12 protein-coding genes are annotated in these 13,010 nt (G+C 69.9%); 7 read left to right on the top strand and 5 right to left on the bottom strand.

The window, feature by feature from the left end; genetic code table 11:
- Positions 1-319: 319 nt before the first annotated feature.
- The 5 genes from ACFV9C_RS05055 to ACFV9C_RS05035 are packed head-to-tail and all read right to left on the bottom strand — an operon-like array spanning position 320 to position 5,935.
- Complete coding sequence (locus ACFV9C_RS05055) at positions 320-1,690, bottom strand: NAD(P)(+) transhydrogenase (Re/Si-specific) subunit beta (RefSeq protein ID WP_380190764.1); 1,371 nt, start codon at positions 1,688-1,690, stop codon at positions 320-322.
- Complete coding sequence (locus ACFV9C_RS05050) at positions 1,687-1,992, bottom strand: NAD(P) transhydrogenase subunit alpha (RefSeq protein WP_344188631.1); 306 nt, start codon at positions 1,990-1,992, stop codon at positions 1,687-1,689. The genes ACFV9C_RS05055 and ACFV9C_RS05050 overlap by 4 nt, the downstream gene beginning before the upstream one ends.
- Complete coding sequence (locus ACFV9C_RS05045) at positions 1,989-3,113, bottom strand: NAD(P) transhydrogenase subunit alpha (RefSeq protein WP_380190763.1); 1,125 nt, start codon at positions 3,111-3,113, stop codon at positions 1,989-1,991. The genes ACFV9C_RS05050 and ACFV9C_RS05045 overlap by 4 nt, the downstream gene beginning before the upstream one ends.
- A gap of 43 nt (positions 3,114-3,156) precedes the next feature.
- Entirely contained in the window at positions 3,157-4,491 is a 1,335-nt protein-coding gene (locus ACFV9C_RS05040; RefSeq protein WP_380190762.1) for a dipeptidase, read from the bottom strand.
- 34 nt (positions 4,492-4,525) lie between these two features.
- Positions 4,526-5,935 carry a serine/threonine-protein kinase gene (locus ACFV9C_RS05035; protein ID WP_380190761.1) on the bottom strand — a complete coding sequence of 470 codons (1,410 nt, stop codon included), beginning with the start codon at positions 5,933-5,935 and terminating at the stop codon, positions 4,526-4,528.
- Between the two features lie 170 nt (positions 5,936-6,105).
- Here ACFV9C_RS05035 and ACFV9C_RS05030 point away from each other — a divergent pair, with 170 nt between their 5' ends.
- The 7 genes from ACFV9C_RS05030 to ACFV9C_RS05000 all read left to right on the top strand — a co-directional run bounded on the left by ACFV9C_RS05030 (position 6,106) and on the right by ACFV9C_RS05000 (position 12,991).
- Positions 6,106-7,266, top strand: coding sequence for a hypothetical protein (locus tag ACFV9C_RS05030; protein WP_380190760.1), 1,161 nt, complete (start codon positions 6,106-6,108; stop codon positions 7,264-7,266).
- A gap of 1 nt (position 7,267) precedes the next feature.
- Positions 7,268-8,401, top strand: a complete 1,134-nt coding sequence (locus ACFV9C_RS05025) for a hypothetical protein (protein WP_380190759.1) — start codon at positions 7,268-7,270, stop codon at positions 8,399-8,401.
- Positions 8,402-8,457: 56 nt separating this feature from the next.
- A complete protein-coding gene (locus tag ACFV9C_RS05020) occupies positions 8,458-9,195 on the top strand; it encodes a metallophosphoesterase family protein (protein ID WP_380190758.1) in 738 nt (245 codons plus the stop codon).
- Between the two features lie 17 nt (positions 9,196-9,212).
- On the top strand, positions 9,213-10,337 hold the full coding sequence (locus tag ACFV9C_RS05015) for a sensor histidine kinase (protein WP_380190757.1): 1,125 nt from the start codon (positions 9,213-9,215) through the stop codon (positions 10,335-10,337).
- A gap of 9 nt (positions 10,338-10,346) precedes the next feature.
- Positions 10,347-11,075, top strand: coding sequence for a LytR/AlgR family response regulator transcription factor (locus ACFV9C_RS05010; RefSeq protein WP_380190756.1), 729 nt, complete (start codon positions 10,347-10,349; stop codon positions 11,073-11,075).
- Between the two features lie 122 nt (positions 11,076-11,197).
- Positions 11,198-11,452 carry a hypothetical protein gene (locus ACFV9C_RS05005; RefSeq protein ID WP_380190755.1) on the top strand — a complete coding sequence of 85 codons (255 nt, stop codon included), beginning with the start codon at positions 11,198-11,200 and terminating at the stop codon, positions 11,450-11,452.
- Positions 11,453-12,991: a cation acetate symporter gene (locus ACFV9C_RS05000; RefSeq protein WP_380190754.1), complete on the top strand. Its 1,539-nt coding sequence runs from the start codon at positions 11,453-11,455 to the stop codon at positions 12,989-12,991. It begins immediately after the preceding gene.
- Positions 12,992-13,010 lie beyond the last annotated feature (19 nt).

Genomic DNA, 13,010 nt, shown 5'->3' with positions numbered 1-13,010 from the left:
TTGGCCGGGGGCGGCCACGGGCGTGGGCTGCAGGAGGACAGGACGTATACGTCCACTACTCGTCACGGCACGCTGGAGTGCCCGTTCATTTGGCCGGTCGAGGCCGATACGTCCTGTCGTCGTGATCAGGCTCGAGGCGCAGGGCCGGGCATCGGCGAGGGCCGGGTTCGCGGAACTTATTCGGCACCTGGCGCCGAATAGTTACCGCAAAGCAGCTCGGCCGGTCCGTGAGCCGGCCAAGTGCACGGCCAGGCCGGTCCGTGAGTCAGGCGAGTGCCCGGCCGGCGGGTGCCGTGAGCCGGCCGAGCGCGAAGAGAGGCTAGACCGTTTTTAGGGCGGTTAGGAGTTTGGTGAGGGTGTCTCGGGCGTCGCCGAAGAGGAGGGTGGTTTTGGGGTCGTAGAGGAGTTCGTTCTCGATGCCGGCGAAGCCGGGGCGCATGGAGCGTTTGAGGAAGATGACGCGTTGGGCCTCGTCAGCGTTCAGGATCGGCATGCCGTAGATGGGGGCCGAGGGCGTGGTGCGGGCGGCGGGGTTGACGACGTCGTTGGCGCCGACGACGAGGACGACGTCGGTGGTCTTGAAGTCGCCGTTGATGTCGTCCATCTCGCGGAGCTGTTCGTACGGGACCTGGGCCTCGGCGAGCAGCACGTTCATGTGGCCCGGCATCCGGCCCGCGACCGGGTGGATCGCGTAGTCGACCTTCACCCCGCGGCTGTGCAGTTCCTCGACCAGGTCGCGCAACGTGTGCTGCGCCTGCGCGACGGCCAGCCCGTACCCGGGCACGATGATGACCTTGTTCGCGTACCCGAGCAGGATCGCGACGTCCTCCGGTCCCGCCGAGATCACCGGCCGGTCGGACGCCGTACCGGCGCCGAGTGTGGATCCGCCGCGGATGGCCCCGAACAGGATGTTGAACACGGACCGACCCATCGCGTCCGCCATCAGCTTGGTCAGCAACGTACCGGCGGCGCCGACCAGCGTGCCGGCCACCAGCAGCAGCGTGTTGCCGAGCACGTAACCGCCCGCGGCCACGGTCAGGCCGGTGAAGGCGTTCAGCAACGAGATGACGATCGGTACGTCGGCACCGCCGACCGGCAGCACCAGCATCACGCCGATCGCGAGGCCGACGAGGCAGAGCAGTACGCCGACCCACACGCGCGGGTCCGACACCAGCCAGACGCCGAGCGCGACGCCACCGAGCAGCGACGCGATGAACAGCACCGGCAGACCGGGGAACGTCACCGGCCGCGTCGTCATCAGCTCCTGCAGCTTCGCGAACGTCACCACCGAACCGCTGAAGCTGATCGCACCGACAAGAATCGTGAACGCCGTGGCGATCGCCGCCACGGTCGCGTCCGCCGACACTTCACCGAGCTCGAGCAACGCCACCAGCGCGGCCGCGCCGCCGCCGACACCGTTGAACAAGGCAACGAGCTGCGGCATCTGCGTCATCTGCACGCGCCGCGAGCCGATCACACCACCGATGGTGCCGATGATCAGCGCGATCAGGATCGGCGCCAGGTGGTGCGGCTTGTACGCCGCGAACGTGATCAGCACCGCGAGTACCGCACCGGCGGCACCGATCAGGTTGCCGGTGCGCGCGCTGCGCGGCGACGACAGTGCCTTCAGCGCGACGATGAAGCAGACCGCGGAGACCAGATAGCCGATCTGGGCCCAGGTGGGGATCACTTGTGCAGCTCCTTCTTGCGAGCCCCCGGACCTTTGAACATCTCCAGCATCCGGTCGGTGACCACGAAGCCACCGACCATGTTGACGGTCGCCAGGACGACCGCCAGCAGCCCGACGATCATCACGATCACCGAGTCGGTGGCGCCGGTGACGATGATGGCGCCGACCAGGATGACGCCGTGGATGGCGTTCGCCCCGGACATCAACGGCGTGTGCAGCGTCGAGGAGACCTTGCTGATCACCTCCACGCCGACGAAGGCCGCGAGGACGAAGATCGTCAGCAGCGCAATCGATTCACTCATGCCTGGGGTCCTTCCAGCAGGGCACGGGTCGGCTCGTGCAGCACGCCGCCGTCGTGGGTCACGCAGCAGCCGCGGACGATCTCGTCGGAGAAGTCCGGGTCGAACGCGGCGTTCCGCGTCATCAACCGGATCAGGTTCGCGATGTTCTGGCCGTACAGCCGCGACGCCGGCCCGGCCATCTGCGACGGTACGTTCGCGCCGCCCCAGACCAGTGCGTCGCCGATGTTCAGTTCGGTACCGGCGACCGAGCCCTCGACGTTGCCGCCCTGCTCGGACGCCAGGTCGACGACCACCGATCCCGGCTTCATCTGCTCGACCATCGAGCGGGTGACCAGCATCGGCGCGGTCCGGCCCGGTACGGCGGCGGTCGTGATCAGCGCGTCGGCGGCGGCGACGTACGGCGTGAGCAGATCGCGCTGGAGTTGGGCGCGTTCGGGGGTCATCTCGCGGGCGTAGCCGCCGGGGCCGTCGAGGGTGCCGAGTTCGAGCTCGATCGGTACGGCGCCCATCGAGGCGATCTCCTCCGCGGCGGCGGTACGGACGTCGTACGCCTTGACCACCGCGCCGAGGCGCTTGCAGGTGGCGATCGCCTGCAGGCCGGCGACGCCCGCGCCGAGGACCAGGACCTGAGCCGGCGGGACGGTGCCGGCCGCGGTCATGTTCAGCGGGAAAAACCGCGGCAGCCGTTCGGCGGCGACGATCGCGGCCCGGTACCCGGCGACGAGCGCCTGGGAGGACAGGGCGTCCATCGACTGGGCCCGGGAGATCCGCGGGATGAGTTCCATCGCGAACGCCGTCAGCTTGGCCCGCGTTGCGGTGCGGACCACATCCGGCGGGTTCGTCGGCAGGAACGACATCAGCGCCGTACCGGCGTGCAGCCGCTGCAGGCGTTCGCGTTCCAGCGGCTGGACGGACGCCACCACGGTGGCGGCGTGATCGGCGCCCCAGGCAACCTCGGCGCCCGCCTCGCGGTACTGGTCGTCGGAGAACAGCGCGCGTTCACCGGCGGCCGGCTCGACCGCGACCTCGTACCCGAGCTCGATCAGTTTCGCGACATGTTCCGGCACCAGCGCGACCCGGCGCTCGGCCGGCCTGGTCTCCCGTACGACTGCGATCTTCACTCGCCGAAACCTATGCCAAACACTGGGTCGCCGGAAAGCCCGGTCAGGCTTGGTTGGCGAGGTTCTGAAGGAGCAGGGCTTCCGCGAGGCAGACCTTGCGGAACTCGGCGAGGTGCAGGCCCTCGTCGATGCCGTGCGCGCGGGTGTCCGGATCCTCGACGCCGGTGACCAGGATCGTCGCCGCCGGGAAGGCCTGCTGGAACTCCGCGATGAACGGGATCGAGCCGCCCATCCCCATGTCGATCGGCTCCACGCCCCAGGCTTCCTGGAACGCCGAGCGGGCCGCCTCGTACCCGGCGCCGCGGGCGTTCACGCTGCACGGCTGGCCGGTCTGGCCCTCGGTCACGATGACCTGCGCACCCCAGGGCGCATTGTTCTCCAAGTGGTCACGCAGCGCGGCACTCGCCTTCACGGCGTCGTCACCGGGGGCGACCCGCAGACTGACCTTGGCCCGCGCTACCGGCACCAGCGTGTTGCTGGCCTCGGCCACCGACGGTGCGTCGATGCCGACGACGGCGACCGCGGGCCGCGTCCACAGCCGGTCGACGAGCGAACCCGAGCCGGTCAGCCGGACCGAGTCGAGGACCGACGACTCGGCGCGCAGCCGGTCCTCCGGGTACACGACGTCGGCGGCGCGGGACGCGTGCAGCCCGTCGACCGCGACGTCGCCCTTGTCGTCGTGCAGGGTCGCGAGCAGCCGGCACAGCGCGGACAGCGCGTCCGGGACCGGGCCGCCGAAGAGCCCGGAATGGACGGCGTGATCAAGCGTTCGAACCTCGACGTACGACTCGACCAGGCCGCGCAGCGACACCGTCAGCGCCGGCCGCCCGATGTCCCAGTTGCCGGAGTCGGCGATCACGATCGCGTCCGCGGCGAGCTCCTCGGCGTACTCGTCGAGCAGTTGCAGCAAGGTCGGCGAGCCGATCTCCTCCTCGCCCTCGACGAACACCGTCACGCCGACCGGCAGATCGTTGCCGAAGGCCCGTACGGCGGCCAGGTGCGCGGCGATCCCGGCCTTGTCGTCGGCGGCGCCGCGCCCGTACAGCCGGTCGTCGCGCTCGGTCGGCTCGAACGGCTCGGACGTCCACTGCTCGACGGGGCCGGTCGGCTGCACGTCGTGGTGGGCGTAGAGCAGTACGGTCGGCTTCCCGGCCGGGGCCGGCTTCTTCGCGATCACCGCCGGCGCACCGTCGCCGGCGCGGACGATCTTGACCGTGAACCCCTCGGCCTCGAACAACGCCGCGGTGGCCTCGGCGGACCGCTGGACGTCGGCCGCGCGGGCTGGTTCGTAACTGACCGACGGGATCCGGATGAGGTCCTCGAGGTCGGCACGGACACTGGGCAGAACGCGGTCGATCGCCGCAGACAGATCGGTCATGGGGCTACGGTACGGCGTCGTCCTGCTCCGGATCCTACTGAGCCGTGTAGCGCACCGAGTTCAGTACGTCGGTCCGGGTCTTCGCGTCGGTGGCCCGGACCTGGATGTGCACCTGTACGCCGTTCTCCTGCCGGTACTGCTCGACGACCGCCGGGCCGCTGCCGCAGGTGAGCTGGAACGTCACCGTATTGCCCTGAGGCTCCACGTTGCCCGCAGTACAGCCGTCGGGCGGCGTGACAGCCCGTGGCAGCGTGCTCGCCTGGACCAGGCCGACGTAGACACCCTCGACACTCGCGCTCGACTGCCAGGCACGGGTGTTCGAGCTGACGAGGAGCGAGGTCTGATCGTCGACCGCCTTCTGCCCCCACGACCGCGGAACCTCCACGGTGAAAGGCGGATCGACCACCTTCACCGGCCGGGTCAGCACGTACTCGTACCCGCCGTACCCACCACCCGCGGCCAGCACCACCGCGGCGAGCGCGGTGATCACACCAGCCCTCCGGCGCCTCGGCTTCGCCGCGACCGTCGGCTCGTTGGAGCTGGACAGCGCGGTCGCCTGGTCGACCGGGGCGGTCGTCCCGGTCGGCGCGGGCATCTCGGCGGCCGGGACCAGCCGCGCCGGGACCTTGCCGGTGGTGTGCGCCTCGCGCAGCGCGTCGAGGAAGCTGTCGAGGTCCGGCCAGCGCTGATCCCGGTCCGGCTCGAGGGCACGCCGTACGACGACGTCGATCGCGTCCGGGACGTCCGCGCGCAGCGTGGTCATCGAGGGCGGCGGCTTCTCGATCTGCATCACCGCACCGAGCGTGGCGACCCCGTGCGGCGCCTGGCCGGTGAACGCGGCGTACGCGACGGCGCCGAGCGAGTACAGGTCGGCGCGGTGGTCGAGGCGCTCGCCCATCACCTGTTCGGGCGCGACGTACGCCGGGGTGCCGCCGGGCATGGTGATCCGGGAGACCTCGGCGAGCGACTTGCCCAGCCCGAGGTCGGACAGCATCGCGCGGTCGCCGTTCGGGTCGGAGCGGAACAGCACGTTGGCCGGCTTCACGTCCCGGTGCAGGACGCCGCGGGCGTGCAGGTGCTTGAGACCGCGGCCGACCTGGGTGATGACCCGGACCGCCTCGCCGAACTCGAGCGGACCGGCCTTGATCCGGTCCGCCAGTGTGCCGCCGTCGGCGTAGGTGAGCACCATGAACGGGCGGCCGTCGTCGGCCTCGCCGATGTCGTGTACGCCGACGACGTACAGCGAGTCGACCTTGCGCAGGAACCGGCCCTCGGCCAGGAACCGGCGCCGGACGTCCTCGTCCTCGACCCAGTTCTCGGACAGGATCTTGACCGCGACCTCGGCGTCGAGTTGCTCGTCCCGGGCCAGCCAGACGGTCGCGAAGCCTCCGGCACCCACCCGGCGGACCAGGGAGTACCGGCCGATCCGGTCAGGCTGGTCCATGGCGCAATTATGCTCGATCTGACCTGCGACCCGTTCGCGGGAGTGAACAAAGCGGCATTTCCGGGCGTCACAGTCCCCGACAGCGGGGGGCTGCCGCCCGCTCCGACCGTGGTCCGCCGCACGGTCCGTACCGACCGTGACCTGACCATGACTGTGCAAGGAGTTCGCCGATGCGCGTGCAGAACGGGGGCCTGGCCGCCCTGGTCGCGGCTGTCGCGGTGGCCGCTGTGACCGGCGGCGGAGCGCTCGCGTACCGCCAGGGCCCGCAGACCTCCGCCGACGCCGCGGCCGTCCCGCTCTCGACCTCCCCCTCGACGTCCCCCTCGGCGACGACCCCGGTGACAACCCCCACGGCAGCCAGCCGTACGCCGTCGGCGACCACCAGCACGCAAGCGAGCCGGCCGAAGACCAAGATCGACCTGAAGAAGCTCACCCCGGGTCGCGCACCGCAGGTCGCGTACCTGACCGGCCGCACGATCCGCGGCGGCGCCGGCAACGACGTCACGATCCCCGGCACGATGGACATCCAGCAGGTCGCCCGCCTCGGCATCACGTCGCTCGCCGTGGTCACCAAGGGCTTCGGCAACGAGTTGCTGACGTTCAGCGACGACGGCAAGCTCATCCGCCACACCCCGGATGTCACCCAGATCTTCACCAGCGCCGACGGCACCGCGGCGGCGTACCTGGGCACCAAACTGAAGTCCACCGGCGAAGCGATGCCCGGCGCGACCGTGTACGCCGAGGACGCCAAGACCCAGAACGTGCAGAAGGTCCAGATCCCCGGCGTCTGGAACGCCATGCTCCGCGGCTACACGAACGGCAAGGTGTACTTCGACGCGTCGACGACCCAGGACGGCACCACCACGCTCTACGAATGGACGCCGGGTGACTCGAAGGCCACTCAGCTGAAGGCGATCCCGTCCGCGATGGCCGTCTCGAGCGTCGACACCGCGGGCTCGCTCACCACCCAGGCGAACCAGAACAGCTGCAGCAGCCTGCTGACCGTGCCGACCGGCAAGGTCCTGTGGCGTACGTGCGACTACATCATCGCGGGCTTCACCCCGGACGCCGCCACGGTGATCGCCGGCCCGAAGTACGAGGACGGCTACGGCCAGGGCATCGCGGCCGCGCTGGATGCCAAGAACGGCAGCCTGATCCACGAGTGGAGCGGTGTCTTCCGGCAGGCGGTCCCCGAGGACGACCAGCACCTCCTGCTGCTGGCCGACGACGGCGAGGGTACGCCGGCCGCGATCGTCCGCTGCACCATCACCACGGGAGCCTGCGAACTCGCGACACCTCTCGCCAAGGGTGAGCTGCAGATCGGCGCCTGACGTGACGTCTCCCGCCGCCCTCCGGGTCGCCGTCGTGGCGATCACGACGGCCGCCGCGGTTGCCGCGGGTGGAGCGGTCGCACACCGCCAGGGCCCGCTGGCCGGCTCCTCCACGCATGCGGCGCCGCTCGCCGGAACTCCAGTGCCGACACCGACCACCACCCCGACACCGACACCGGTGGTCTCCGGCCCGGTCGCTCTCGATGTCGCCAAGCTGCCGCAAGGACCGGCGCCTCGACACAGCTACCGTGCCGACAGGTCGGTGCGCGGCGGGCGGGGGCAGGCCCTGAAGGTGCCTGGCAGCGCGCAGATCATGGATGTTGCCCGCCTCGACGACGGTCTGCTGGCGGCCACCCTGGCCGGCAGCGGGAACGGCGAGTTGCTGAAGCTGGACGCGGCCGGCAACGTCGTCCGCCGTACCAAACGCGTCTACAAGGTCGTCGGTACGCCGGACGGCACGGCAGCCATGTACGCGGCCGAGGCCGCGTTGGTGAACCACGAGATGACATACGGCGCCACGCTCTACCTGGAGCGCGGCGGGACCGTCCGATCCGTTAACCTCCCGACCGTGCGGAGTATCAGCCCGATGGCCTACGCCGACGGCAAGGTCTACTACCAGGCGTCGGTCAAGGGGTCGGAGAACATCACGCGGCTGTACAGCTGGAGCCCTGGCGACTCGACCGTGGTCCGGGTGCCGAAGATTCCGTCCGCGCCGATCGCGATGTCGGCCGACGGACGGCTGGTCGCCGCGAGTCCGCTCGCGGAGGGCGGCCAGTGCACCAGGGTCGTCGAGACCGCCGGCGCCGGCCAGCAGTTCCGGACCTGCGACTTCGGGGTCACCGGTTTCACTCCGGACGGAGCGGTCGCGATCGGCGTTCCGACGTACGGCGAGGGCTGCAGCAACATCGTCACCGCGTTGAACGCGCGGACCGCGGCCGTGATCCGCCAGTGGAGCGGCTGTTTCCAGGGGGCGGTGGCGGAGGACGGCAACCACCTTCTGCTGCTGGCGATCGTGTCGGGCGGCCACATGGCACCAACCACCAGGGCCGCGGTCGTGCGGTGCGCCATCGACACCGGCGCTTGCGAACGAGCCACGGAGATCATGTCGGCGAAGTCGTTCGAGCTGACCAGCTGATCTGCCCTGAGCAGATCGGGCGGGCGCCGCGGAGCGTTCGGCAGCAGACTGGCGGCATGGAGCGGATTGCTGTGCTTGCGGATGTCCATGGGGTGCTGCCTGCGCTGGAGGCGGTGTTGGCCGAGCCCGAGGTGCAAGGGGCCGATGCTGTTGTGCTGGCCGGGGACATAGCCAGTGGGCCGATGCCTGTGGAGACGTTGGACGTGTTGACGGGCCTGGGCGACCGCGTGGTCTGGGTGCGGGGCAACGCGGATCGGGAGCTGGTGGAGATGGTTCGCGGGACGTACGACGAGGAGCCGCCGGACGCCGTGTCTCCGTGGGCGGCCGAGCAGTTGCGGCCGGATCAGGTGGAGCTGTTGGCGGGGCTGCCGTTGACGGTGACGATCGGTGACGTGCTGTTCTGCCACGCCACACCTCGGGACGACCTAGAGATGGTGTTGGTGGACAGCCCGATCTCCCGCTGGGCGCAGGTGTTCTCTGGACTCCCGGACGAAGTCAGGACTGTTGTTTGCGGGCACACGCATATGCCTTACGCCCGGCAGGTCGACCGGCGGCAAGTGGTGAACGCGGGCAGCGTGGGGATGCCGTACGGCGCTCCTGGTCCCACCTGGGCGCTCTTGTCCGAGAACGGCGTACAACTGCGCTACACACCGATCGACGCGGCGAAGGCGGCGGAGCGGATCGTCAGCGAGTCGACGTACCCGGGTCGCACCGGATGGGTCGAGGAGTACCTGTTGCACACGTACTCCGACACGGAGGCGCTGGAGGCGTTCAGGCCGCGCGCGGAGGGCTGAGCGGTTACCGTCAGGGGGTGTTCACGCGCCGGCGGAAGCATTTCGGGACTCCGGCCGACAAGGCGACGTACGCGACCCTGCATACCGCCTCGTTGGCCAGCCCGCACCTGCGCGAAGGCCTGACCCCCGCTGCGGCCGGTAAGGCGAGCCGCCATCTCCGGGACCTCCTGGGTACGGCGGCCATCGCGATCTGCGACGCGTCCGGCGTACTGGCGTGGGACGGTGTCGGCGGCCCGTACGAGAGCAACCACCGCCGCGACGCCAAGGACCTGTCCGCGCCGACATTGCGCTCCGGCCGTACCGCCGTACTGGGTGCGCACGACGTGGCCTGTGGGGACCCAGCGTGCCCGATCCGTACGGCGGTGGTCGCGCCGATCGTCACTGAGGAGCGTGTCGTCGCCGTGCTGGTCGCGTACAGCAACAGCACGTCGGCCGCGCTCGTCAGAGCAACCGACGAGGTCGCCCGCTGGGTTTCGGGCCAGGTGGAGCTGGCTGAGCTCAACAAGGAACGGACGCGGGCAATGGAGGCCGAGCTGCGGGCCTTGCGCGCTCAGATCAGCCCGCACTTCATCTACAACGCTCTTGCTGCCATAGCGTCGTTCGTCCGCACTGACCCGGAGCGGGCACGTGAGCTGCTCCTGGAGTTCGCTGACTTCTCCAGATATGCGTTGCGACGCGGAGGCGAGTTCACCACGCTGGCGGACGAGCTGCGCAACGTGGAGCGCTACCTGGTGCTGGAACAGGCCCGCTTCGGTGAACGGCTCAAGGTGTCGCTGCAGATCGCTCCTGAGGTGCTGCCGGTGGTCATCCCGTTCCTGGTGGTGCAGCCGCTGGTGGAGAACGCCGTACGGCACGGCCTCGAGTCAGGGGCCGGCTCGATCACGATCCGCGCCCGGGACCGGATCAACGAGGCGGAGATCAGCGTCGAGGACGATGGCGCGGGCAGCGACCCGGAGGTGATCCGGGCGGCCCTGTCCGGCGTCTCCAGCAGCGACTCCGTCGGCCTCGGCAACGTCGACGCCCGGCTCCGCCAGGTGTACGGCGACACGTACGGGCTGGTCGTGGAGACGGCCGTGGACGCCGGGACCAAGGTGACGTTCCGGATCCCCAAATACTCCTCAGGAGTGCATGCGTCCACCTAAGGTGTGGCCATGACTCCCCTGCGCGCGCTGGTCGCGGACGACGAGGAGCCCGCGCTGGCCGAGCTCGTCTACCTGCTGGGCCAGGACCCGCGGATCGGCGAGATCCGGACCGCCGCGAACGGGCCGGACGCGTTGAAGATCCTGCAGGCGACCGACCTGGACGTGGTGTTCTGCGACATCAAGATGCCCGGGCTGGACGGCATCGACCTCGCACGGGTGCTGTCCAAGTTCGCGAGCCGGCCGCAGATCGTGTTCGTGACGGCGTACGACGAGCACGCGGTCGCGGCGTTCGACCTGGAGGCGACGGACTACGTGATGAAGCCGGTGCGCCAGGAGCGGCTGGCGGAGGCGGTACGCCGGGTCGTCACGCAGGGTGCTCCGGCTGCGCTGCAGACCGCTGAGGAGACCGACGACGAGGTGATCCCGGTCGAGCTGGCCGGTATCACCCGGTTCGTCCAGCGCTCCACGGTGCGGTACGTCGAGGCCCAGGGCGACTACGCGCGCCTGCACACCGGCCAGAACTCTCACCTCGTACGCATCCCGCTGAGCACGCTGGAGGAGCGCTGGCGCGACGCGGGCTTCACCCGGATCCACCGGAGCACCCTGGTCGCTCTGCAGCACGTGGACGAGATGCGGGTGGACGGCGGCCGCTGTTCGGTCCGGGTCGGCGACGACTGGCTCCCGGTCAGCCGCCGGCACACCCGCGAGCTCCGCGACCTCCTGGTCCGCTCCCGATGAGCACGCCTGAGGGACCGAAACGGGTACGCGTCACCAGCCCACGAGCGAGCGCAGCACGCCGTCCAGGGACTCCTACCGGTACCAGGGAGATCGACGAGCAGACAAGACTCGGTCAGGTCTACATGCAGTCGTTGGTGCAGTCCCAGCTGCGGCTGACGCTGGCCGTCATCGGTGGCGTACTGCTGATCCTGGGCAGCATCCCCTTGCTGTTCTGGCTGGTTCCACCGACGCGCACCCTGTCCGTGCTGGGTCTCCCACTGCCCTGGGTGATCCTGGGCATTCTCGTGTATCCCGTGGTGTACATAGCGGCCCGCATCTACGTCCGTAACGCCGAGCGGATCGAAGCGGAGTTCACCGAGTTCGTAGGACGGCAGTAGATGTCACCCGCGCTCAGCGTGACCGCGATCGGGCTGGTGGTCGTGGCCACGATCGGAATCGGTCTCTTCGGCCTTCGGATCTCCCGGACCACCAGTGACTTCTACGTCGCCAGCCGCGCGGTCTCGCCGCGTTGGAACGCGTCAGCGATCAGCGGCGAGTACCTGTCCGCCGCGTCGTTCCTAGGCGTCGCAGGACTGGTCTTGGTGAACGGCGCCGACATGCTGTGGTTCTCGGTCGGCTACACCGTCGGCTACCTGATGCTGCTTGTCCTGGTGGCCGCTCCGCTGCGCAGGTCCGGCGCGTACACGTTGCCCGACTTCGCCGAGACCCGCTTCGAGTCGGCCGCCGTACGACGGATCTGCGCCGGGCTGGTGGTCGGCATCGGGACGCTCTACCTCCTGCCCCAGTTGCAAGGCGCCGGCCTGGCCGTCCAGACCGTGACCGGCGCGCAGCCGCAGGTCGGGGCCGCGGTCGTGACGGTGATCGTCGTGATCAACGTCGCCGCCGGCGGGATGCGCTCGATCACGTTCGTGCAGGCGTTCCAGTACTGGCTCAAGCTGACCGCGCTCGCCGCGCCGATCTTCGTGATCCTGCTCATCTGGCACCAGCCGACCGGCGTCCTCGATTCACTCCACGGCGCCGCCGCCGCGTGGGCCGAGCCGCTGTCCCGCGCGGGCGGGCGCGACCACCCGCTGTACGCGACGTACTCGTTGCTCCTGGCCCTTTGTTTCGGGACGATGGGCCTCCCGCATGTCCTGGTCCGCTTCTACACCAACCCCGACGGCCGCGCGGCCCGGCGTACCACGGTGGTCGTACTGGCGTTGCTCGGCCTGTTCTACCTCTTCCCACCGATGTACGCCGTACTCGGGCGGACGTTCGCGCCGGACCTGGTCAGCACCGGCGGGGACACCGTCGTACTCGAACTGCCCGGACGGGTTTTCCCTGGTACAGCAGGGGATCTGCTCGGTGCGCTCGTCGCGGCGGGGGCGTTCGCGGCGTTCCTGTCGACGTCGTCGGGGTTGACCGTCGCGATCGCCGGGGTGATCGACCAGGACCTGTTGCGGAGCCGGCTGCACCGGTGGACCGGCGGGGACTACGTCGCGGTGAGCAGCTTCCGGATCGCGGCGCTGATCGCGATGATCGTGCCGTACCTGGCGTTCACGGTCACCGGCGCGCTGAGTCTCGCGGACACCGTCGGGCTGGCGTTCGCGCTCGCGTCGTCGACGTTCTGCCCGTTGCTGGTGCTCGGGATCTGGTGGCGGCGGATGTCGACGGCCGGCGCCGCGGCCGGGCTGGTCGTCGGCGGGATCGCGGCCAGCGCCGCCGCCCTGGTGAACATGTCCGGCGGGCCGCACGGCGGCTGGCCGCGGGCGCTCGTCGGTCAGCCGGCCGCGTGGACGATGCCGCTCGCGTTCCTCACCGTCATCGTGGTCTCGAAGCTCACGCCCGGCAAGATCCCGGCCGGCACCGCCCGCAGCATGGTCCGGCTACACACGCCCGAGGCCGTCGACGTGGACCGCGGCCTGCCGTCGCGCTGACCGTTCGTCGTGTGATTCC

Source organism: Kribbella sp. NPDC059898 (assembly GCF_042730855.1).
Classification (GTDB): Bacteria; Actinomycetota; Actinomycetes; order Propionibacteriales; family Kribbellaceae; genus Kribbella.
This window is presented reverse-complemented; position numbering and strand designations above follow the sequence as displayed.